Source organism: Desmonostoc muscorum LEGE 12446, assembly GCF_015207005.2.
GTDB lineage: Bacteria > Cyanobacteriota > Cyanobacteriia > Cyanobacteriales > Nostocaceae > Nostoc > Nostoc muscorum.
In genome coordinates this window covers 7,473,039-7,495,429 of sequence record NZ_JADEXS020000001.1, presented here as the reverse complement: position 1 = coordinate 7,495,429, position 22,391 = coordinate 7,473,039, and the positions used below count along the sequence as shown (strand labels likewise).

General features: G+C 42.4%; 19 protein-coding genes, 1 tRNA gene and 1 pseudogene. 14 read left to right on the top strand and 7 right to left on the bottom strand.

Going from position 1 to position 22,391, the window contains the following annotated elements; genetic code table 11:
* The first annotated feature begins 121 nt into the window (after positions 1-121).
* The 4 genes from IQ276_RS30825 (at position 122) to IQ276_RS30810 (ending at position 5,571) form a co-directional block, all read left to right on the top strand.
* Positions 122-1,933 (top strand): lipoxygenase family protein, encoded by a 1,812-nt coding sequence (locus IQ276_RS30825; RefSeq protein ID WP_193917117.1) that lies wholly within the window; start codon positions 122-124, stop codon positions 1,931-1,933.
* Between the two features lie 145 nt (positions 1,934-2,078).
* A complete protein-coding gene (thrB, locus tag IQ276_RS30820; protein WP_193917119.1) occupies positions 2,079-2,990 on the top strand; it encodes a homoserine kinase in 912 nt (303 codons plus the stop codon).
* Between the two features lie 209 nt (positions 2,991-3,199).
* Positions 3,200-3,709 (top strand): hypothetical protein, encoded by a 510-nt coding sequence (locus IQ276_RS30815; protein ID WP_193918792.1) that lies wholly within the window; start codon positions 3,200-3,202, stop codon positions 3,707-3,709.
* Positions 3,710-3,957: 248 nt separating this feature from the next.
* Positions 3,958-5,571, top strand: a complete 1,614-nt coding sequence (locus IQ276_RS30810) for an NAD(P)H-quinone oxidoreductase subunit 4 (RefSeq protein WP_193918790.1) — start codon at positions 3,958-3,960, stop codon at positions 5,569-5,571.
* 140 nt (positions 5,572-5,711) lie between these two features.
* Here the strand turns inward: IQ276_RS30810 and IQ276_RS30805 are convergent, their stop codons facing one another.
* The 5 genes and pseudogenes from IQ276_RS30805 to IQ276_RS30785 form a co-directional block, all read right to left on the bottom strand.
* Positions 5,712-5,978 (bottom strand): hypothetical protein, encoded by a 267-nt coding sequence (locus tag IQ276_RS30805; RefSeq protein ID WP_073643277.1) that lies wholly within the window; start codon positions 5,976-5,978, stop codon positions 5,712-5,714.
* Positions 5,979-6,163: 185 nt separating this feature from the next.
* Positions 6,164-6,550 carry a mannose-binding lectin gene (locus IQ276_RS30800; RefSeq protein WP_193918789.1) on the bottom strand — a complete coding sequence of 129 codons (387 nt, stop codon included), beginning with the start codon at positions 6,548-6,550 and terminating at the stop codon, positions 6,164-6,166.
* Positions 6,551-6,891: 341 nt separating this feature from the next.
* The gene (locus IQ276_RS30795; RefSeq protein WP_190878776.1) at positions 6,892-8,061 is read right to left on the bottom strand and encodes a zinc-dependent alcohol dehydrogenase; all 1,170 of its coding nucleotides are present in this window, start codon (positions 8,059-8,061) and stop codon (positions 6,892-6,894) included.
* 26 nt (positions 8,062-8,087) lie between these two features.
* Positions 8,088-8,576, bottom strand: a pseudogene (locus IQ276_RS30790) (SRPBCC family protein); the annotation flags it as partial.
* Positions 8,577-8,657: 81 nt separating this feature from the next.
* Complete coding sequence (locus IQ276_RS30785; protein ID WP_193918785.1) at positions 8,658-9,458, bottom strand: SDR family NAD(P)-dependent oxidoreductase; 801 nt, start codon at positions 9,456-9,458, stop codon at positions 8,658-8,660.
* 973 nt (positions 9,459-10,431) lie between these two features.
* Here IQ276_RS30785 and IQ276_RS30780 point away from each other — a divergent pair.
* From IQ276_RS30780 to IQ276_RS40805, 10 genes are all read left to right on the top strand, one after another.
* On the top strand, positions 10,432-10,632 hold the full coding sequence (locus IQ276_RS30780) for a hypothetical protein (protein ID WP_193918783.1): 201 nt from the start codon (positions 10,432-10,434) through the stop codon (positions 10,630-10,632).
* Positions 10,633-11,414: 782 nt separating this feature from the next.
* On the top strand, positions 11,415-12,143 hold the full coding sequence (locus IQ276_RS30775; RefSeq protein WP_193918781.1) for a hypothetical protein: 729 nt from the start codon (positions 11,415-11,417) through the stop codon (positions 12,141-12,143).
* Positions 12,144-12,176: 33 nt separating this feature from the next.
* Positions 12,177-12,246, top strand: a tRNA-Leu gene (locus IQ276_RS30770).
* 220 nt (positions 12,247-12,466) lie between these two features.
* Complete coding sequence (rplL, locus tag IQ276_RS30765) at positions 12,467-12,847, top strand: 50S ribosomal protein L7/L12 (protein ID WP_193918779.1); 381 nt, start codon at positions 12,467-12,469, stop codon at positions 12,845-12,847.
* A 303-nt stretch (positions 12,848-13,150) separates the two neighbouring features.
* Positions 13,151-14,584, top strand: a complete 1,434-nt coding sequence (locus IQ276_RS30760) for a vWA domain-containing protein (protein ID WP_193917039.1) — start codon at positions 13,151-13,153, stop codon at positions 14,582-14,584.
* A gap of 128 nt (positions 14,585-14,712) precedes the next feature.
* Positions 14,713-15,924, top strand: a complete 1,212-nt coding sequence (locus IQ276_RS30755) for a hypothetical protein (RefSeq protein ID WP_193917037.1) — start codon at positions 14,713-14,715, stop codon at positions 15,922-15,924.
* A 468-nt stretch (positions 15,925-16,392) separates the two neighbouring features.
* Positions 16,393-17,223, top strand: coding sequence for a hypothetical protein (locus IQ276_RS30750; protein ID WP_193917036.1), 831 nt, complete (start codon positions 16,393-16,395; stop codon positions 17,221-17,223).
* An 86-nt stretch (positions 17,224-17,309) separates the two neighbouring features.
* Positions 17,310-17,948: a ThiF family adenylyltransferase gene (locus IQ276_RS30745; RefSeq protein WP_193917034.1), complete on the top strand. Its 639-nt coding sequence runs from the start codon at positions 17,310-17,312 to the stop codon at positions 17,946-17,948.
* Positions 17,949-18,149: 201 nt separating this feature from the next.
* Positions 18,150-18,515: a hypothetical protein gene (locus tag IQ276_RS40810; RefSeq protein ID WP_309245621.1), complete on the top strand. Its 366-nt coding sequence runs from the start codon at positions 18,150-18,152 to the stop codon at positions 18,513-18,515.
* A gap of 297 nt (positions 18,516-18,812) precedes the next feature.
* On the top strand, positions 18,813-19,421 hold the full coding sequence (locus IQ276_RS40805) for an EndoU domain-containing protein (protein WP_309245620.1): 609 nt from the start codon (positions 18,813-18,815) through the stop codon (positions 19,419-19,421).
* Between the two features lie 358 nt (positions 19,422-19,779).
* Here IQ276_RS40805 and IQ276_RS30735 read toward each other — a convergent pair whose 3' ends face one another.
* Positions 19,780-20,514 carry an amino acid ABC transporter ATP-binding protein gene (locus tag IQ276_RS30735; RefSeq protein WP_193917031.1) on the bottom strand — a complete coding sequence of 245 codons (735 nt, stop codon included), beginning with the start codon at positions 20,512-20,514 and terminating at the stop codon, positions 19,780-19,782.
* On the bottom strand, positions 20,507-21,997 hold the full coding sequence (locus IQ276_RS30730; protein WP_193917029.1) for an ABC transporter permease subunit: 1,491 nt from the start codon (positions 21,995-21,997) through the stop codon (positions 20,507-20,509). The genes IQ276_RS30735 and IQ276_RS30730 overlap by 8 nt, the downstream gene beginning before the upstream one ends.
* Positions 21,998-22,391 lie beyond the last annotated feature (394 nt).

Sequence of the window (22,391 nt, the reverse complement as noted above, 5' to 3'; positions counted from 1 at the left end):
ATAATTTGTGGCTGAGGTAGTAACAACGCAAGTATCAGGACAACAGGAAATATTACACCTGAAAAACTTGAATCTTAGACTTTACTACCTTTTTTAGCTGAGAATCCAGGAATTCTAAATAATGAATTACTCTAAAACAACCACAATCAAAGATTTTACCCCACTCGATGATAGTCAGACGAATCAAAAAATTTCGCAGAATGTAGAAAGTCAGTACCAATGGGAGCGAACTTATGAGAACTTACCTGGTCACGTCAAAGGTGTACCTAAGGGAGAAGGATTTAGTATAGGAAAAATTATAATTTTTCTTTTTACTGCTATTAAAGGTGTGATAGGTTTACTTACAGCACAATTTCTACATCTATTTCCTTATCTTTGGAATAAGTTGAAAAAAGGCGAAATTGTCTTGACAGGCACAGCAGACTTGGGGTTAATGGCAATTTTTGCTGACTTTAATAATTGGAACAATCTGGAAGAATTTCATGAATTCTTTAAACCTTGGACTTTTTTTCAAAAGCCAGATGTTGCTAAAAATTGGCAATCAGATATAGAGTTTGGTCGTCAACGTCTGAACGGCATGAATCCAGTCATGATACGCAAATGCAAGCCGCAAGATATTAATACCGATGGAAATTTTCGAGTTACAAATGAAATAATTAACCCAGTTAGGGGTAAGGATATCGACCTAACATCAGCGTTGGCAGAAAATCGCCTGTATATCTTGGAGTATCCAATCTTTGATAACATTATCACTGCTGACTTAGCAGACCAATTAGGAAGATATTTACAGTCTCCAATTTGTCTTTTTTATGTAGATGATCAAAAACAGCTTCTTCCGATCGCCATACAATTACAGGAAAAAACTGACGCTCAAGACAAGAAAATTCAACAAATCTTCACGCCCAACTCGCTACCCGAACACTGGGCGGTCGCAAAGCTAGCTGTAGCTGGTGCTGATGTTGCTTATCAAGGTATGGTTTCTCACTTGCTCAATACACATCTAATTATTGAGCCTTTTGCAGTAACTACAAACCGAAAATTATCGTCGCAACACATTTTATATCAACTGTTAAAGCCTCATTTTTTCAACACCTTGCCCATCAATAATATGGCTCGTAATGTATTCCTGGGTAGGGGTGGTTTATTTGACAATATAGGCTCACTGGGTTATACCGGTTCTAATGAACTTTTGAATAGAGGATACAACGGTCAAAAAACAGAAAATCAAACAAAAGGATTGAATTTTTATCAGCTAGCTTTGCCATACGACTTGCGAGAACGTGAGGTTGATGATTTACCAAATTACTATTATCGTGATGATGCATTATTAATCTGGAATGCTATCAAAAACTATGTAGACGATGTTTTGCGATCGCACTACAAAAATGATGCAGAAATCACTCGCGATCGGCAGCTGCAAAACTGGAAAGCTGAACTCCTCGATAATGGCAACATCAAGGGATTGCTGACTCCTGAGAAATCTGACCAGCTAAATACATTAGATGATTTAATTGAGATTGTCACCATCATTATTTTTACGGCAACTGCTCAGCATTCAGCCGTCAATTTTGGTCAATATGACTATGCTGCATGGATTCCTAATAACCCGTTTGCTGTTTACAAGCCTTTCTTGGATCTATTTAAATCTGAAAATGAAAACAAAGTAATACTTCCTCAAAGATTGCCAAATCGCTTTCAATCTATTCAGCAAATCGTTCTCGTAAAGGCTTTAACTATAGCACCTCCATACTCCAGCAAATCTCTCGTGACTTTGACAAATCCTTTCTCTAATCCTGTTGCAAAGCAGGCATTCCAAAAATTCCAGATAAGTCTTCAAGAAATTGAAACAAAAATATCTGTCCGTAACGCATCTCTTTCACAACCTTACACTTATCTTCTACCTTCCAAAATCGCACAAAGTATTGCTATATAGGGAAAAAATAATAGCAATTTTAATTTGAATCCAATGCATGATGGGGTAGCACAGCTAGCTGTGCTACCCTACTTTGTTAAAAACCAGATGAGCAAATTAACCCTTTACGTGGGATGCTGGTTGATTGATTAGGGAGTTTTTGCAGATGTCTGTTGTTTCTGGTGTCACTGTTACCGTTCCCGCCACAACTGCTAATTTGGGGCCTGGTTTTGATTGCATCGGTGCAGCTTTAAAGCTGTACAACCAGTTCAAGTTCACTCGTGTGGAAGAGGGTGGTTTAATTATCGCTGTCACAGGTGAAGAAGCCCAACGAGTACAAACTGATGAAAGCAATCTCCTGTACCAAGCGTTCATCAGATTCTATCAACATATAGAGCAGACACCGCCATCGGTGAAAATAGAAATTCAACTGGGTGTACCGTTGGCGAGGGGTTTGGGTAGTTCCGCCACCGCAATTGTTGGTGGGTTGGTTGCGGCGAATCAACTTGAGGGTGGGCCGATGAGTCAGTCCCAGGTGATGGAGTTAGCGATCGCAATGGAAGGACATCCTGATAATGTAGTTCCAGCTTTGTTGGGGGGATGTCGCCTAGCTGCCACCAGTGGTGCAGGTTGGGAAATTTGTGATGTTCCCTGGCATCAAGATATCATACCAGTCTTAGCTATTCCTGATTTTGAACTTTCGACTTCAGAAGCGCGGCAGGTTCTCCCAACCGAAGTCAGTCGTGCAGATGCGATTTTCAATACAGCACATTTGGGTTTATTGTTGCGTGGCTTGGAAACTGGTAAAGCAGAATGGTTAAAGGCAGCTTTGCAAGATAAATTGCATCAGCCCTATCGCAAAGCTTTAATTCCTAGTTACGATTCTGTCAATCTAGCAGCTGTAACGGCTGGTGCTTATGGCATGGTGATTAGTGGTGCAGGACCGACACTGTTAGCTTTGACAGATGAGTTACACTCAAAAGCTGTGGAAGCCGCGATGTCCAATGCTTGGGAACAAGAAGGAATTATAGCCAATGTGCGATCGCTTTCTCTGGATATCCAAGGCGCAAAAAGTTAAAAGATATGGGCATGGGGCATTGGGCATTGGGCATTGGGAGTGCTGTACATGGATAGCGGGGCGTTTAGCCCGTGCTGAGTTAGGAGTTAAAAGTTAGGAGTTAGGAGTTTAGAGTTATTCTCCCCATCTCCCTAGTCCCCAGTCCCCAATCCCCAATCCCCAATCCCCAATCCCCACTCCCCACTCCCCACTCCCCACTCCCCACACTTATGGATCAAATTCAAACTGAAATAACGGCGCTTAAATCTCAAATTCAAGCTCTCCAGCAAGAACGTGCTGCACTCACTATTAATAATGTAATATCTGGCGAAAATGATTCAGCCTTGGCAATGGTTGACGCTTACCGTCGCCACGCCAGAGAAAATCCCCAATTATCTGCTGAACTCAAGGGCATAGATGATGCAGTTGCAGCCCTGGAATTGCAAGTAAAGCAAAAACAAGCCCAATTAGCCCGTTGGCAAATTGAATCAAAACAACTTACTCAACAGCAGCAGCTAGAAGAAGCAAAAAAACTAGCTCAGGTTCATGCTCAACGCGTTAATCAACTCGCAACAGAACTAGCTACAGAAATCCGGCTACTCAAACGTTGCGCCGATGAGCTTAGTCCCATATATTGGCAAGTTTATTACAAACCCTTTATTACTGGGTTCAAGACAATCTCTGTTCCCCACGTCCGCTCAGATGGTGAAGTCTGGACAATTGTCAACCGGATTGTTTGAAATCTGAGCAAAGACTCATCAAGCCAAAATCAGACGAAACCATAAATTAAGACGGTGGCATTAGCCGCCGTTTTTTGTTGACGTTGTAAAACTTTACATTTAGAATGGGCTACAACAGTTGTGGATAAGTATTTATTACTATCTAAATCTAAAATTTAATCTTTTCAGGAGCGATCGCGTTTACAAAAGTACAAATTGCTTAATATAATGTAATTAAAAGCGAAAAGTGAAATTGATTGTCAGAAGTGATGAATGCTATGGAATTTCCTTGGTTAACAGCCATAATTGCCTTGCCCTTGGTGGCTGCCTTAGCCATCCCGTTAATCCCAGATAAAGAAGGTAAAACCGTTCGTTGGTACGGTTTAGGGGTTGCTTTCGCAGATTTTGCATTGATGATTTATACCTTTTGGTATAAGTACGACTTCCAAAGTTCAACACTCCAACTTGTAGAAAACTATCCTTGGGTACCGCAGTTGGGTTTACATTGGGCTGTGGGGGTTGATGGTTTATCGATGCCCTTAGTACTTCTGACAGGCTTAATCAATACCCTCGCAATATTCGCGGCTTGGAAAGTTACCAACAAGCCGCGATTATTTTATGGTTTGATGCTAGCGATGTACAGCGCCCAGCTTGGCGTGTTTGTTGCTCAAGATTTGCTGTTGTTCTTCCTGATGTGGGAAATCGAGTTAGTGCCGGTTTACCTGCTGATTTCCATCTGGGGAGGACAAAACCGCCGCTATGCAGCCACGAAATTCATACTTTACACTGCTGCTGCCTCAATATTCATCTTGGTAGCGGGTTTTGCAATGGCATTCTCCGGAGATACCGTCACCTTCGATATGGCGACTCTGGGAATGAAAGAATATCCCAAAGCTTTTGAACTATTAGTTTACGCGGGTTTCTTAATTGCCTTCGGTGTAAAACTGCCGATTTTCCCCTTGCACACTTGGCTACCTGATGCCCACGGTGAAGCATCAGCACCCGGTTCGATGATTTTAGCTGGTGTATTGTTGAAAATGGGTGGTTACGCTCTCATCCGCATCAACGTTGAAATGCTGCCTGATGCCCATGTTTACTTTGCTCCAGTGCTGGCGATTTTGGGTGTAGTGAACATTGTCTATGGTGCTTGTTGTGCCTTTGCCCAAACCAACCTCAAGCGTCGCTTGGCTTACTCCTCAATTGCCCACATGGGGTTTGTGCTGATTGGAATTGCCTCCTATACAGAACTTGGCATCAGCGGCGCTGTACTACAAATGGTTTCCCACGGTTTGATTGCCGCTAGCTTATTCTTCTTATCTGGTGTCACTTACGATCGCACCCACACCCTGATGATGGATAAAATGGGTGGAATGGCGAAGGTAATGCCCAAAACTTTTGCTCTGTTTACCGTTGGTTCAATGGCTTCTCTCGCCTTACCAGGAATGAGTGGCTTTGTCGGTGAATTGATGGTATTCCTGGGTATCGCCACCAGTGATGTTTACAGTTCTAGCTTCAAAGTTGTAGTGGTGCTGCTGTCAGCAGTTGGCGTGATTTTGACACCGATTTACTTACTATCGATGCTGCGTCAAGTGTTCTACGGTAACCAAAATCAAGAGTTGCACTTGGATGCAGTTATATCTGATGTCAAACCCCGTGAACTGTTTATTACCGCTTGTCTGCTGCTACCAATCATTGGTATCGGGTTCTATCCCAAGTTGGCAACCCAGGTTTATGATGTCAAGGCAGTAGAATTAGCCGCCCATGCTCGCCAAGTTCTACCAGTCGTTGCTCACCAGCAACCATCAAGTCTCTACTCGCGTATTTTTACAGCACCAACCTTGGCTAGTTCTCAAGTTGATAGTTTAGTTAATATTTCAAAGTAAAATATACATCCTACAAAGGGTGTTGGAATTAATTTCTAATATGAGGGGAATAAAGGGGTGGTTACACAACCACCCCTAAAATTTTTTTGTCAGAATTCAGAACTCAGAATTCAGAAGTTACTAGGTTGGGTTAGAAAAATTTATCCGAATACTAAATCTGGTTCTTCACAGAAGTTAAATAAGGCTGAGTCACTTTCTGATTCATCTTCAAAGACAGCAGAGATGTACCATTCACAGGGCGAATCATTCGTATATTCAGCCCAAGCAATTGTTACTGCTTCACCAGTGGGAATCCCTTCTTCAGAAAGGGTAAATTGAGACCATTCATCCTCATCAAGAGATACCCACAACTCTGTAATTGCTTGATCGGTATTATTAGTGACGGTAAACGTAAATTGGTCTGACATATATGTTCTGCCTTTTTTTAAGTAGATTGCACCCTGAAGTTATCCAATTACTAATTGTGGGCTGGGCGTCTCAGCTACCTGCAACAAAAAGCAGGTAAGATACTTACCTCACAAGATTGGATAATTTATTTATTGGAAGTCCTTAATACTTCCTTTTCAGGGATTACAAGAGTGACTGTTCTAGGTTATTCAAACTTGAGCTTACCGTCAATATTGGCAATATGCTCATCAAGATTGATGTATGTTCCGAGATATGTTTCTCCGTCCGCTCTTTCACACTCAGCGCGGAGTCTGTTAGTACCAGCTAAACCAATATTGGCGCAGGTGAGAGCAAATTTATCTCCATCCCAACTCAAGGTTCCATCCAGATTGGCGATATATGGATTTAAGTCGATAGAAGTTGTAGAGAGAGTATATCCGTCGGCTTTTTCGCAACTAGCCGTGAGAGTTGAACCCTCAACACTAATGTTCTCACAGGTTCGAGAAAATTCACCAGTTGCCCAAGCGTTGGCGATCGCCATATTAAAGCTCAGGAAGATGGCAGACAAAAAAGTCACACAAATTTTCAACATTAACTTGTTTTTCCTCAAAATTGATTAAACCTACCGAGAGGAAATTTTATACTCTTCTATTTTTCTCCTCGAAAAAATAATAGTTTTTTAACTATAGTTGACTTTAGATTTTCGTTCTGTCGTAGTCATCCTTAAAGCCTGTTCCAATCCCATGTTTTTAAGCGTGGGTTTCTCTGTTGCCTGTTGCCCGTTCCCCCTGAATAGTCTTTTCTAAGTACACAAAGTCCCGAAGTAATGCAGCGTACTCCGAAGGAGTACGCTCGCAATGACTGTAAATATTTTTGTTCATCTACTTAACTACCGTTACCCGCAGTATTTGTAGAGCGTAGGTTTCAAGCAGCCTAAGCTGGCTTAAGCACGACCTTGATGCAGTTGTCTTTCTTATGCTTGAAAATTTCGTAGGCGTGCGGGGCTTGCTCTAGCGGCAGACTGTGGGTGATTACGAACGATGGGTCAATATCGCCGTTTTGAACGCGATCGAGTAATGTCTGCAAATATCGATGCACGTGTGTTTGTCCTGTTTTCATGGTTAAGCCTTTGTTCATGAAAGCACCCATCGGTATTTTGTCTACAAAGCCAGTGTAAACACCAGGAACCGACACCGTACCACCTTTACGACAGGCAACGATCGCTTGACGCAATACATTGGGGCGATCGGTTTCCATTCCCACCGCTTGCATCGCCTTGTCATAAAAGCCTTCCAAGCCCATACCATGAGCTTCCATTCCCACCGCATCCATGACTGAATCGGGGCCGAGACCCCCAGTCATTTCTTTAAGAGCTTCACCCACCTCGATTTCTTCATAGTTCAAAACTTCCGCTCCACCGTCTTTTGCCATCTGGAGCCGTTCGGGAACGCGATCAATCGCAATGACGCGTCCAGCACCCAGCATGAAGGCACTTCTGATGGCAAACTGCCCAACTGGCCCGCAACCCCAAATAGCAACCGTATCTCCTGGTTGGATGTCACAATTTTCTGCTGCCATATAACCAGTAGGGAAAATATCAGTGAAAAATAGCACTTGTTCATCTGCCAATCCGTCGGGAATCTTGAATAACCCGACATCGGCAAAGGGAACACGGGCATATTCCGCTTGACCTCCTGCGTAGCCCCCCGTCAAAGCGGAGTAGCCGAAAAGACCCGATGGGGAATGACCCATAGCTTTTTCTGCCATCCAAGCATTGGGGTTGGAGTTATCGCACAGCGACCATAAATCCCGATTGCAGAAGAAACACGATCCGCAGGAAATCGTAAATGGCACAACAACGCGATCGCCAACTTTTTTATTCTTAACGCCCTTACCTAGTTCAACGATCTCTCCCATGAATTCATGCCCCAAGATGTCTCCATGTTTCATTGTGGGGTTGAAGCCGTTATACAGATGTAAATCAGAGCCACAGATCGCGGTTGATGTAATTTTCACGATCGCATCACGCGGATTAATGATTTTGGGATCGGGTACGGTTTCAACTTCTACCTTGTTGGTTCCTTGCCAGCAAACTGCTTTCATTACTTTTCTTCTGTATTGTTATTAGGTTAGTCGTGTCCTTTGGGTTGACCTTCAGTTGTAGCGATCTCGCCCGTTTCCATCAGCATTTTAAAGCGGCGCAGATCGTCTCCTAGCTGCTGTTCAGGTGCTTCGCCAAAGAGTTTGGCAATTGCATCTCCAATTGCTCCACCCGGTGGATTGTATTCCGTGACAACTTTGACCTCAGTGCCGCGATCGTTGAGTGTTGGCTTGAAGCGAACATAACCAGAGTTGGCAATATCTGCGCCTTCAACTGAAGTCCAACTAATTAATTCGTTTGGGCGATCTTCAATAATGTCTGCATCCCATTCAAGGCTTGTGCCTAACGGCCCGCTAGTTATCCAGTGAGATCGCTTGTCGTTATATACCTTCACATCTTTGAGATGCTTTGTAAAACTGGGCAAATTTTCAAAGTTATGCCAGAAGCGGTAGAGTTCTTCTGCTGGCTTGTCGATGGTTAAAGTTTTTTCAACCTTAATGCGTTGATTCATAACAATTGTCTGATTAAGATGTTGTTTTGCTGGCTCAAGCTGTGAGTTTGAGAGGACTTAAAAGCGATTACAGCAGCTTCGCGCAGCTTAGTTGTTAGCCGATCCAGGTTCATTGAGCTTGCGGTTCTGTTCAGCAGTGACCGTATCAGGCAGGATACTCCCTATAGCACCCTGAACCTTCGTCTTAAGCGATTCTGCAAGTACACTATCTTTACCTGCCATCAGAGCTTCAAACCCCTGCTTTGCGACTTCGGCTGGGTCATCTTTTTTGTCTGAACCCACTTTCGTGTCGTCTAACCCCGCACGGTGGAAGAAATTAGTTTCAGTGGCTCCGGGCATGAGTGCAGTGACAGTAACACCCGTGTCCTTCAATTCGTTGCGGATCGCCTCTGAGAAGGAGTGTACAAATGCCTTGGATGCCGCATAAACTGCCTGGAACGGACTGGGCATCTGGGAGACAATCGATGAGGTAAAGAGAATTCGTCCCTTGCCGCGTTCGACCATATCTTTGACGACTCGTTTGGCAAGATGAACTGTTGAGGCGACGTTTAGTTCAATCAGATTGAGTTCTTCCTGCAAATCAGTCTTGGTAAACTCGCCGCCAACACCGACACCTGCGTTAATGGCGATCGCATCTACGGGTTGCCCAATAGCCTTAATCTTGTCGTAAAGCTTCTCAACTCCGTCATAGGTGGCAAGATCGCCTTGCACCGTCTCGACTTTAGCACCCAATTCCTTGAAGGCAACAGCCGCCTCATTGAGCAAGGGACCAGTAGACGTAACTAGCAGATCAAAGCCGTTTTGAGCAAATTGTTTGGCAAGTTCGTAACCTATGCCACTGGAAGCACCCGTTACCACAGCCAGGGGGCGGGTAAATGAACTGTTCATATCCGTGCAAACTCCTGTGTAATTGCTCCACCCCGCTTCTTGTAGCTTACATCTAGCTACCAAACAGATTTCGTGGACTTTTGACTTCAACCCTAATCATCTTAAGAAGCTAGCGATGTGATTACGTCTTTCCCCAGAAGTATCGCCTTTTATGTCTTTAAGGTTACTTTTTTAATCTTCCGTATATATTTCTAACCCTACATTTAGATCGATCCTTGAGTAGCGATCGCGCCTAACTCATTTGTTAAATCCAAGATATCAAGCGATCGCGCCATCAGTGAAACACTATACGCGCTGCTAGTTATCGCGCATAAACTACACAATTCCCCCGACTAGCAGCCCTAACATTGGCAACTTTCTATGAATTCATTTCCCTGACTTTCTCATTTTCCCAAAAAATTTGTAGTATCCCCTTGACATCATGTATTTTGTATATTACAAATGTAATATGAAGAAAAAAGCCTTCCCAACAGGCCAAACTAAAACATCTCAGAACCAAGAAAACTGAATAGCTAGTTAGAACTTTTGGGGGTCGCGATTGGCGTTCGACTGCTCTGAAACCAACAAACGGACGGTTGCAGGATTCGGGTTCAATTCCCGACGACTCCACTGCCAAAAAAGCAAAAGTAGAGACGCGATTAATCGCGTCTGTGCAAAAGTTAAAAGGCAAAAGAAACAAAAGAATAATTTCTATTATTCTTAACAAACTTGGGTCTGTAACTCTAATGGTAGAGCGCCCGGATTCACTTGTGCCCTGACAGAAAAAGCTTACATACTTGCTCAAAGGTAGAGCGATCGTCTCTAAAACGATAAGTGCAGGTTCAATTCCTGCGGTGTTACCACAGCTTTTTCAACTTGTACGAGGTGTGAGTGCAACTCTCACAGGGAAGGTATCGGTTCAATTCCGGTCAGATCCATTAAATAATTCGTAATTCGTAATTCGTAATTCGTAATTAAAGAAGAGGTGATTGTGATGGTTCATATTCGATTTGAAGGACGTTCTGTTGATGTTGTAGAAACACAACTGGGAATTACAGCAAGTATGAATGATATGGTAGTGAAGGAAAGGGTTGCGCGGCATTTGGATGTAAATAGCGATCGCCTTGCTGCTTATGTAATCGATCGGCGTCCTGGCGGGGATTTGATTGTGCGTCCTGAAGCTGTCTATGGTTGAAGTGTTTAGTCATCCGTGCCCTGAGAGAAGAAGCATACATACACATTTATAACGGTCCTAAGGTAGTAAAATTCGAGCAATCGAGCTAGCGAAGCATGATTTCTAAGTCTCTCGCAGATTTAGCGTGCGTGCCCACTGCCAATATTTGGTAAGAGCGGCCGTAAGCTGTAAAAAGCTTCTTAAACTTGTACGGATTAATTAAAGAATTAATTCCGCGCCCTAACTTGTAAAGCCTACACACCATCCGGCAACGGATATGCAGGTTCGATTCCTGTCGCTTCCTTTAATGGGAGCGTGGCCAAATTGGTAAAGGCAACTGTGAAAATTGCTTTGCTAACTTGTGCGGAATTTCAATTATTTAAGAATAAAGAATTCAGAAGTCAGGAGTCAGAATGGGCTAAACGCCCCGCTACCGCTAACAGAATGAATTCTGTATGCCTAGCTGATGGATAACTGGGTTTCATTACCACCAAATTTTGAATTTTGCGGTGTTTCTAGTTTGCGGTTATAAATCCGCCACTGATTGCATTATGAATTCTGAATTCTGACATCTCTTTTAAATTGTATTTATAGCAAAAGCCTTGGTGGTTAGGACATTAACAAATGATACAACTTAGACACCAAAAGACTTTTCACCTAGTCCCCAGTCCCCAATCCCCAGTCCCTTGCTATATCTATTAACCTTTACTCAATCAATTACATGGAGGTGAGTTCAATGATGTCCGCTAACTTATGTTTAATCAAAACTCAACCAGTAGAACTAAATTTAAACAACATGAGATATGAGCGAACATCGTTTGAGCGAAATTGTGATTGAGCGTCCTCGCGGTGGGATGAGAATTAACCTCAAAAAGGTGACGGGTTTTAAAAAGCAATTAAACAAACTCACCGAAGAAGCGAGTGAGGATGGATTGTTTAATCCCTACTTGATTAAAGCAACAAACAAATCCAAGCGTCTTTCAGATCATCTCGGTCCCTTGCGTAGATTTTTGCGCTCGAAAGTTGGACAGCCGTGGAATGATGTTTACAGCGAACTGTGTCAACGACTAGATGCCAAAACAATGGCAGGACAGCATGTTATTGGTCATTTGTGGGACTACGTTGAACGCTATGTAGAAATAATTGATGGTATTGTTTACAGCAAGCCTTACCAAGGGTATCGAAATCAATTAGATCGAGGCTATGGCGATCGCTTTTACATTCATCCTCAGACTGGAATTCTTTGTGCAGTTGAAAAAAGACCTCGAAAGCAGCAGCAAAATTCAGAGCAAACTCATATCGTCATTATTGATGATTATCATCGGTACTACAAGCTGAATGAGATTTGGTATCTAATTACCTTTGAAGATTTTCCACCACAACCAACTAATTATGTAACAGATGTTCTCAAAGGTTTCATTCACCGTTATGCTGCATTCTTGTATAAAGGTAGAACAATTTACGCTGTTAGAAAACAGCAGTGTAGTAAGAAAGAAATTCGATTTATTTTAAATCAACTTTCTGAAAACTAAAATTTTTCACTTCGTGCCCTAACCGAAAAAGCTTACATACTAGCCGAATTGGTAAGGCACTTGAATCAAGATCAAGCAACTACGGGTTCAAATCCCGTGTGTGAATCAACAGCTTTTTCAACTTGCACGAAGTGATTCAATTTTGGATTTTAGATTTTGGATTTTGGATTACAAATAAGAATTCAGGAATAAAACAAACTTTATGGTTTACTAGACTGAGATTGTTTACTTGGCCTTCCTTGAAATCTGCTGTAATTACGAAGCTGTTTGGTGGATTTTAAAACAATATTAATTATTTCAATTTGGTATGATTCGAGGCTGTTATGTCTGTGGAAAATCTAGAAATTTTAAAACAAATAAAGTCTCTAAATGTTAATGAGATTGGTCAATTAGTAAAGCAGATTGAAGCAACTTTCAATGTCGATATATCCACACCTAAATTCCTTCAGATTGACAAGCGAGATGAGGATGAAACTCAACCGCAGATTCAAACGGAATTTGATGTCTTGTTGGTATCGGTTCCAGCAGAGAAAAAGATTGCCTTACTCAAGGTCATCCGGACGGTGACTGGACTGGGACTCAAAGAAGCAAAAGACTTTGTGGAATCTCTGCCTCAAGTGGTTCAGGCAGGACTGAACCAAGAAGCGGCTGTAATTATCAAGCAGCAGCTAGAGGAAACAGGAGCAGTTGTTTCTCTAACGTAACAGAATTGGGCATGGGGCATTGGGCATTGGTAATTGGTGATTAGCCATTACCATCTCCCCAATCCCCAGTACCCAATCCCCAATCCCCAGTCCCCAATCCCTTGGCAGTTGTTGCCGCGCCCCGATCGCAGAAGCATACATAATTCTGCAAAAATTATACACAATGCTTCTACAACTTGCGCGGTGACTCTATCGCCCCGCGTGCAACATCTGCCTCCTTCAATTTTGGATTTTAGATTTTGGATTTTAGATTGCAATCCAAAATTGCAAATCCAAAATCTAAAATTCTTAAAGGAGGTTACTATGAATACCGCAGAACGTGACCTGCGCTTGGAAATGCTCAACAGTTTGCTGACAACTCCTCACCGCAAACTTGAGCAAGTCGCAGAAATTCACAAGTTAATTGTTGAACTCGATCCTATTTTCTACGGACACCTAGCAGTCTGGTATCAGCGTCATGGTGATGTCCGCGACCACAAGGAAGTGTTTGTTGCTCACTTGCTAACCAGCAATTTGGTTGAACACCGCGACGCCGGGTTTATCATGCTGCAAGAGTTTCCACCTTATCAGGTGGCGCGTGTAGTGGACTTTATGAAGCAGCAGCAAAATAAACTGCCTCGTTCAGCTAGAACTGCCGTGCGGCGTTACTTGAAGGCACGGGAGAGCAATCCAGCTTTGTTCGATCGCGCTGCCCTCCGGGGTCGTAAGGCAATGAAGCACCTCTATGCTTCGCTGCACATCAAACCAAATGAGCGGGCAAATGCGATTCTGTTCCGCGATACTCCGCCAGTGGGTTCGTTAGCAGATATCCTCAAACAGCTTGCTAAGGCCGAAAGTGCAGCACAACAGGCACGGCTAATTGTGGAGTTTAACATTCCCTACACGATCGCGATCGGTGCAATCAAACAACTCACACCGGTTGTACTGGTGGCGTTAATCAACAGCATGTCTCCTCAGGAAGTGATTAATAACCTCAAGTCACTCCAGACTAGAGGTGCAATGGATCACCCAGAAGTCAAGAAGCTGATTGACTCGAAGCTGGAAGAAGCATCTAAAAGTGGACGTGTGGCAGCATTCAAAGCCCAGATTGCCGCAGACACCGCAGATTTCGATGCAGATACCGTTGCTCGTTTGGAAAAAGTGACCAACGAACAGGTGAAACGGCGGGGTGCGATCGCTCGTCCAACTGCCTTATTGGTAGATAAGTCTGGTTCAATGGAGAATGCGATCGCGATCGGTAAGCAACTCGCTGCCCTCATCTCTGGTATCGCTCAAGCAGAACTGTTTGTCTACGCCTTTGACACCATTCCTTACGCTGTCACGGCAAAGGGCAAGGAGTTGACCGACTGGGAGCGTGCTTTCCAGCACATCAACGCAGGCGGTAGCACTAGCATCGGTTCTGCATTGGAAGCAATGCGGAAGAAGAAGCAGGTAGTTGATCAGATTATTCTGGTGACGGATGAAGGCGAAAATGCAGCTCCTTACTTCGGTGAAGTCTACAAGACCTATTGCCGAGAGTTTGCAATCATGCCCAATGTGGTGATTGTCCGTGTGGGTGGTCATTACAACTGGGTGGAAAGTCAACTCAAGCAGCAGCAAGCACCTGTGGATACGTTCACCTTTGCAGGGGACTACTACAGCTTGCCGAACCTCGTCCCACTCCTAACACGCCCCTCTCGTCTGGATTTGCTGATGGAGATTTTGGATGTGCCGTTGCCTGTGCGAGATGATAAGTAGGGTTAGAATGTGGCATTGTTTGTCAGTATAAATGATGAGCAATGCCACACTCTACTAGTTTGATAAAAACTATAAATTGCTGAATCTCTAATATATGATTGAGAGAATATCGATAATCTAAAAAATAGATGCTTAACCCTCACTATTATTTTCAATTTAAGGATCAAACAGAAGCTGGCATCGTACCACAAGTCACTGTTGAATTGCTAAATTTTTACTCTAATCAAAATCTTTCAAGAAAAAAATGGATTAAAAAACCGGAATTTATTGTTAACTACGACAATGATAATAAAAAAATACATAGTAAGCCAATAAGCTATGGAATAATATCAAAATATATATATTACAATAACTCTTTTTCATCTGATAATTTTGACTTATTTCGTTATGAGTGCTTTTGGCTCGACAATACTATCGACATTCAAATAGATTTCCACAAGTTTGATCCAGATTCAACTGAAACTTTAGCAATTGTTCTACCTCAAGATCAGATGTACGGTGAGAAATATCCTATCCATCTCAAGATTGATAGAGAAGGACATATCTATACTTCAATGCAGAGAGCTTTAATACAACGTATTATTTCTCTACGCAATCAATTAGTGATTCAATCAAATGAAGCATTATTAAGCGACTGGATTTTTGATTTGAGAACTTTAATAGGAGATGCAATTTCTCTCGTAGATATAACTCTGCATCAATTCTATAATAAAGCTCAATATGACCCACTCCCTGGATGGAATTTTGAGAAGCAAAAAGTTGGTGAGAAGTTTGGCAGGAGATTTATAGACAAACTAAAGTGGATAGGTCTAATTACTGGTAATCCATTAGATAACGCACGTGATGAACTATCTTCCTTTCATAAGCTGAGGGAGATAAGAAATCACATGATGCACTTTGATCCACCATCTCTAGTAGTACCTTTAGAGGAGGCAGCTATTTGGTTAAATCAAATCGTTGATGTTGCTTTTTTAGTCAGTAAAATTCGAGACAAGATAGGTGCAAATGGCTCTACATCAATTTTGAACTTCATGTTGCAAAAAGAAGTAATTTTTGTTCCTAAACCGTCTTTTACAGCAAGATTACCGCTAAATTCTAGAGAAAGTGGTTATCTATGTTCATGCTGGCCAAGCGGAGAGCAAGATGCAGGCAATAACTTAGATACAGAGGATGATGCAACAAAATCAGTAGCAGATTTACAAATAGTGTCTTCTACACAGTCGCTAGAAATTGAGCAGCCATCTGTCTTAGGGTCTGAGCAAACGGATTCATCAAAAAATTCTTCGCCTTCTACAAAAGGCTCAACTCCAAAAGGTTTTGGTAAAAAATCAAAATACTAGTAGTATAATTTGCATTATAAAATTAGTGTGATAGCTTAACTCAAATGAGGTGATAGAGCCACATGGGGAAGGTGTATGAAGTAACAGCGATCGCTCTACTGCAAAATCTCTCTTTTCATCTCTTCCAATTTTTGTAGTATGCTGTATTATGTAAATATCCTGCGTGCCCTAACTCGTGTGAGCCTACATACTAGTACGAGAGGAACGGTAACACTGCCAAATGCAGTGGGCGTTTGTGAACGGGGAGTGCGAAGAACCTGGGAGGTTGGCTTAAAAGTAGCCATTCCTTGAAAGAGTGTGTAATAACTCACCAGCGGAGTCCCTCTAGTAACTGAGAAAACGCAATGCTCCACAAACTTGCACGCGGGAAATAATTCGTAATTCGTAATTCGTAATTAAGAAAGTTAGATTTTATCCAGCTTTTTAGGGTTGTATTTGTAGGTTTATTTTAAATAATTAATATTAGTTATGACTAACATATTTAAGCTAATCAACCAAATTGCGATCGCAGAAGCACAGTTATGTAACACTCAATTTCTTGCACCCTGTGTAAAAGGTGGACGAGTTCGCACACGAGTAGCCGGGATGATCTACACCTTCACCCCAAAGCCTAGTAAATTTGAAGGTTGGGGCATCTTTCAACCTGTAGATGAGAAGACAGCAACGGTTGTGGAAGAAGCAGATTTACCCCAAATTGCCGAATACTTGCAACACTTTCCCCAAATACGGCTGCGGTTAGCACACCAACTGCGGGGACAAACTTGGTTAGCATACCCTGTCAATGAAGCAGATGTGCGTCAACGGTTGCAGGTGGTTAAACCGATCGCCATTCATCTAGTAACTGAGGGTATCATCTTTGACCAAATCATTGCCCGCTGGAATGCACAATCCTGCTGGTTTGAGGAAATCGATCGCCGCACCGATCCGGAAATTGTTGAAACTCTGCAATCTGCCGTTAAGCAACTCATTCCCGTTGAAGAATTGCAATTCAAAGGCATTACTCCAGAAATTCGCACAGTGTATGAATTAGCAACTCGGCGCATTGAGGGTTTTAGTCAACCCCAACAGGATGAAAAGCGACTGAGAAAGGCATTGCAGATCGGCGGCGGTACCTTAACTCAATTCCACGATCGCGGTGATTACTGGACAGTCGATTGGACAACCGCCGATGGTGTTCGCCACAGTAGTGCGATCGCCAAAACTGACTTGACTGTAATTAGTTCTGGTATTTGCCTCAGTGGATACGATCGCGACTTTGACTTGCAATCATTAGTTGCTGTCATCGAACAACAAGAGTAATGAATTCAGAATTCTGACTTCTGAATTCTGAATTCTGAATTGAGGAGTACACAATCTAAAATCCAAAATCTAAAATCCAAAATCGAATGACTATCTTTTTTCACGAACAGCTTTACCGCAGCAATTTTGTGATGGCAAAGTTGAAAAAGTATCCTGTAACCATTTGTGGGGCGGGAGCGTTAGGAGCTAATATTGTTGAAAACTTGGCTCGGTCTGGTTTTGACAAACTTACAGTGATCGATCGCGATCGCATTGAGGAGCGTAATCTTTCCACCCAGCCTTACTACCGTTCTGATGTCGGAGCATTTAAAGCAAAAATATTGGCGAACAATTTATATCGAGCGATTGGTACTAAAGTTGATGGCAAAACAAAAGAATTGACATCCGTAAATGTAAATCAATTACTCCAAGATAGCCAATTAATTATTGATGTTTTTGACAATAGCGTAGCACGTCAATTAGTAAAAGATTATGCAGATAAATTTAGCATTCCTTGTCTTCATGCTGGGCTAGCATCTGATTATGCAGAAGTTATTTGGAATGACTTTTATCGTGTGCCTTCTGAGGTGAATGATGATGTTTGTGATTATCCGTTGGCACGAAATCTGGTAATGTTAACGGTTGCTGTAGCATGTGAAGCAATTGTCTCATTCATTGCCACAGCAGAAAAGCGTAACTTCACCATCACTCTCAAGGATTTGACTGTGCAATCTTTGTTTTTGTAAATGGCGATCGCTCCCAATACATCTTACAACGTATTTCACATAAATGAAGTACACGGGTAGGGGCACAACATGTTGTGCCCCTACTGTTTAACCCTTTTGTTCACAAAAACTGAGCTTAAAAAACTATTTTAAAAAAAAGTTAATCAGCAGATAACCAATCAACTTTAAAAAGTAATAGTTGAATCTTTAATTCTGTTGAATATGCTGAAATTAAGTTTACCTTTAAAGATAGCAGGAGGAGCAGTCTTCCTGCTTTCATTTTCCGTCTTCCGAGCAATTGGCGCCACCATTTCAGAGGGTTTTGAGTCTGGCCAGAAAGCCGCTTATGCTGCTGCTGATGTCACCCTTAGTACAGGGACTTGGAATTTGAATGAGGCGCTGCTTGGCAACACTTCAAGCGATGTTAAAAATGGAGCGCAATCTGTACGCGTTCGTAACAGCGGCAAAATTACCATGAAATTCGATCGCACTACGGGTGCTGGCACTGTTACAATCAAACATGCCAAGTATGGTAATGATGGCAACACCACATGGGGATTGTGGTGTTCGACTACTAGCGGCAGTTGATGGACAGCAGTAGGTTCAATAATTACAACAAGTTCTAAAACTCTTCAAACTGCAACTTTCACACCTAATATTTCTGGTATAGTTCGCTGTGAAGTCCGCAAAACTGATGGAAGTTATAACAGAACTAACATCGATGATATTGTAATTACTGATTACGGGTCTTCTGGTTCTCCCTCTCTACCCGCTGGTTCTCTACCATTCTTTGACAATATCAACAATCCCGTATCTGGACTAGCATATGGTAGCCCTGGAGATGTCACTCCCCTTGCGCCAACTCTGAATACTTTTGATATAGCAGTGACCGATCTTTGTGGACAACCTGGCACAGTTGTCAGTCCTTCTAACTTTCAGTTAATGATGACAAATAACCCTACTGTTTTGGCAAATATTAAACAATATGTAGGAGGATATTTGGTTGCAGGGCGCACTTCCGACGCACAATTCTTAACTGACTTGACTAATGTTTGGTTTAATGCAGAGGGTTTTGAACATATCTTCTGTGGAGAACCTGTAGCAGGAGGTTCAATAGGTGGATTACATTTTGTTGGTCGTTATTTAGAGCTTCAAGAAAAGGGTTTAGCTGGACGACTAAATAACAACGCATCCAACGAAGAAGTTATTCCCAATGCTGTTTATACTATTGGTGCTGTTATGAAAGTTGGCAATAGCACTTCTCAGTCTTCAATTAAAGGTTTTGGTTACACTCTCAGTGCTGAAGAAATTCTCTCGATTGTAGCTTTAGCTTATAAAAATAACCCCAATACCAGTTCCACTAATACTGTTTGTCATTGGACTGTAACTGATGAGGGTAATACGTTTAAAGCAGTGTTTGTGAGGAGAAATGGCGGCGTCCGCACTTTTTATCCTGATGCTACTCCTGGTAGCAACCCTAACTGTGTGCAATAAAGAGTGCTGAGTTCGGAGTGGTGAGTGCTGGGGGAAGGAGTACGTAGAGAGGCGATGCATCAAAGGTGCAGGGCGATGCATCAAAGGTGCAGGGCGATGCATCAAAGGTGCAGGGCGATGCATCAAAGGTGCAGGGCGATGCATCAAAAGTGCGGGGCGATGCATCAAAGGTGCAGGGCGATGCAACTAAGGTGCAGGGCGATGCAACTAAGGTGCGGGGCGGATGTTGTAGCAATAGGGTTCGGTTAAGGCACCAGACGCGATGAATCGCCGTCTCTACAATAATCAATCTTTTGTAGAGACGGCGATTTATCGCGTCTTTGTCTTTATCGAGCGATCGCTGAACTTATGATTAGTGCTAAAGCATTTTTTCTAAGAACTGTTTGGCGCGATCGCATTTAGGATTCTGGAAAAACTCACTCGGAGCAGTATCTTCTGCTAAAGTTCCCTGATCGAGAAACATAATTCGATTGGCGACTTCCCTCGCAAAACCCATCTCGTGGGTAACGATCGCCATTGTCATTCCAGATAAGGCTAAAGCTTTCATCACCTCTAGCACATCTTTTACCATTTCTGGATCTAAAGCAGAGGTGGGTTCATCAAACAATATCATCTCTGGTTCCATTGCTAATGCACGGGCGATCGCCACTCGCTGTTTCTGTCCCCCGGATAGTTTGGACGGGTAGACAGACGCTTTTGGCTCTAAGCCTACCTTCGTCAGCAATTCTAAACCATGTTTCTCTGCTTTTTGCTTGTCTATTTTTTTCACTTTGATGGGTGCGTAGGTGACATTTTGCAGCACCGTCATGTGAGGAAACAAATTAAAATGTTGAAATACCATCACTAAATGTTGACGAACTTTAGCGATATTTGCTTTAGGATTAGTGATTTCTTGCTCTTGAAAATAAACTCTTCCTCTAGTCGGTTGTTCTAGCAAATTCATGCATCGCAAAAAGGTAGATTTACCAGAACCAGAAGGGCCTAATATGGCAACCACTTCGCCTTGATATATCTCGGTGGAAATATCTTTGAGTACATCGAGTTGACCAAAGGATTTACACAAAAATTCCGTGCGAATTACTGCATTACTCACTTTGCCGTAATCTCCTTTCTAAAGTGGATGCGCCGAAGGTCAGACCCATGACCAAAACATAATAAATTAATCCTGCAAATAGCAAGGGTTCAAAATAAATATATTTATTTGCGCCGACGATTTGGGCACTGCGTAATATTTCCACCACACCAATTGTTGACACCAAGGCGGAATCTTTCAGCAATTCAATAGTTTCATTTACTAATGCTGGCAGAATGTTCTTCAAGGCTTGGGGCATAATCACATCCCACATCATCAACCAATAAGGAACACCCATAGACATGGCCGCTTCACTTTGCCCTTTATCTACCGCCTGAATTCCACCTCTGATGGTTTCCGACATATAAGCCCCAGAATTCAGGGTAAAAGTTAGTACTCCTGCCTCCAATGCCGAAATATCATAACCTGTAAGTTGGGGTGTCGCATAGTAAACCAACGCCAGTTGTAGCAGCAAAGGTGTGCCTCGGAAGATTGAGGTATAAGCGTTTGCAACCCAGGTAAGGGGCTTGATGCCGATAATTTTTGCTAGAGAAAGTATTGTTCCCCAGATTAAACCCAGTGTGACAGATAATAGGGTAAACAACAAAGTTAAAGGGATTCCCCGCAGAATAAAGGGAATATCTGGCAAGATTCTGGTGAAGTCGAGATTTAATCCGGTTTTGGCAGGAGTCGAGGATGTAGAATCGGCGATAATGTTCTGGGAAAACCACTTATTGACTAGTTGATTTAATGTGCCATCGTCCTTTATTTGTTGCAGGACTTTGTTAAAAGGTGCGACTAAAGTAGAATTTTTAGGAAATGCGATCGCTGATCCACTTGCTTCTTCTGAAGGAATAACATTAAACTCTAAATCTGGGTTGGCTTGAGCAAATCCCTTAGCCACAGTATCCTCAACAATTGCCGCATCAATTCGCCGAGATTTGATTTCTTGGACTACTTCGGGCACTTTGTTGAGTTGCTTTAGCTGAACGCCCGCAACTTTTTGGGCAATTTTTTTAGCATTTTGCTCCTGTATGGTTCCTAGTTGTACCCCAACTTTCTTTCCTGATAAGTCTTGTGGCTGCTTCAGATTACTACCCTTAGCAGCAACAATCGTATCTTTGGCTTCATAATAAATAATCGAAAAATCAACATTTTTCTGACGTTCTGGAGTTGGAGTCATCCCCGCCATCACAAAATCTGCTCGATTTGCTTGGAGTGCAGGAATTAAGCCATTAAAGTCGGATTCCATGATTTTAAGTTTAAACCCTAGTTTTTCAGCAAGGGTTTTGGCAATATCTATATCAAAGCCAACGATTTGACTTTCACCTGTTTTCGTATCATAAAACTCATAGGGCGGATAATCTGGTGAAGTAATCATTGTTAGCGTATCTTTCTCTAAAGATGAAGCAGCTTTGAGAGGATCGCTATGTCCTGTGATGATGTTGATTACTGCTATTACTACAAGCAATATCGTTAATAGCCATACTTTTGTTTTTTTCATTCTTTGATGGGAATATAGACCCTTGGTGTAAGGGCACAGCAGTGCTGTGCCCCTACGACAGACGTGGTTTTTCAATCATTCATATTTGGTATTTTGTGTCAATGCGTAATACCATTTCACTAAAACCCTGATACATATAGATTTCGCGTAGGGGCACGGCATTGCCCATTGGTGTCAACTTAAGCTCAAATGCTTGTCCCACATACCTTTTACCCCCTTAATCCCCCCTTAGAAAGCAGGGCTGTTTCATTCCATTTCAAACAGGATTTGTCAAGATGGTTAGCAAGAAAATTGTAAGTAAGCGTGACGAAGAGATGAACATTTAAGCACTGAAATATCAGTAAAATAGTTGGTTTCATCGGCACGCCAGTAACAAAATAACTAATTTTTAATC

Bases quoted from the DNA above. Each gene is read 5' to 3' on its own strand.
- IQ276_RS30825 (WP_193917117.1), top strand. From the start codon at position 122: ATGAATTACTCTAAAACAACCACAATCAAAGATTTTACCCCACTCGAT.
- thrB (WP_193917119.1), top strand. From the start codon at position 2,079: ATGTCTGTTGTTTCTGGTGTCACTGTTACCGTTCCCGCCACAACTGCT.
- IQ276_RS30815 (WP_193918792.1), top strand. From the start codon at position 3,200: ATGGATCAAATTCAAACTGAAATAACGGCGCTTAAATCTCAAATTCAA.
- IQ276_RS30810 (WP_193918790.1), top strand. From the start codon at position 3,958: ATGAATGCTATGGAATTTCCTTGGTTAACAGCCATAATTGCCTTGCCC.
- IQ276_RS30805 (WP_073643277.1), bottom strand. From the start codon at position 5,978: ATGTCAGACCAATTTACGTTTACCGTCACTAATAATACCGATCAAGCA.
- IQ276_RS30800 (WP_193918789.1), bottom strand. From the start codon at position 6,550: ATGTTGAAAATTTGTGTGACTTTTTTGTCTGCCATCTTCCTGAGCTTT.
- IQ276_RS30795 (WP_190878776.1), bottom strand. From the start codon at position 8,061: ATGAAAGCAGTTTGCTGGCAAGGAACCAACAAGGTAGAAGTTGAAACC.
- IQ276_RS30785 (WP_193918785.1), bottom strand. From the start codon at position 9,458: ATGAACAGTTCATTTACCCGCCCCCTGGCTGTGGTAACGGGTGCTTCC.
- IQ276_RS30780 (WP_193918783.1), top strand. From the start codon at position 10,432: ATGGTTCATATTCGATTTGAAGGACGTTCTGTTGATGTTGTAGAAACA.
- IQ276_RS30775 (WP_193918781.1), top strand. From the start codon at position 11,415: ATGAGCGAACATCGTTTGAGCGAAATTGTGATTGAGCGTCCTCGCGGT.
- rplL (WP_193918779.1), top strand. From the start codon at position 12,467: ATGTCTGTGGAAAATCTAGAAATTTTAAAACAAATAAAGTCTCTAAAT.
- IQ276_RS30760 (WP_193917039.1), top strand. From the start codon at position 13,151: ATGAATACCGCAGAACGTGACCTGCGCTTGGAAATGCTCAACAGTTTG.
- IQ276_RS30755 (WP_193917037.1), top strand. From the start codon at position 14,713: ATGCTTAACCCTCACTATTATTTTCAATTTAAGGATCAAACAGAAGCT.
- IQ276_RS30750 (WP_193917036.1), top strand. From the start codon at position 16,393: ATGACTAACATATTTAAGCTAATCAACCAAATTGCGATCGCAGAAGCA.
- IQ276_RS30745 (WP_193917034.1), top strand. From the start codon at position 17,310: ATGACTATCTTTTTTCACGAACAGCTTTACCGCAGCAATTTTGTGATG.
- IQ276_RS40810 (WP_309245621.1), top strand. From the start codon at position 18,150: ATGCTGAAATTAAGTTTACCTTTAAAGATAGCAGGAGGAGCAGTCTTC.
- IQ276_RS30730 (WP_193917029.1), bottom strand. From the start codon at position 21,997: ATGAAAAAAACAAAAGTATGGCTATTAACGATATTGCTTGTAGTAATA.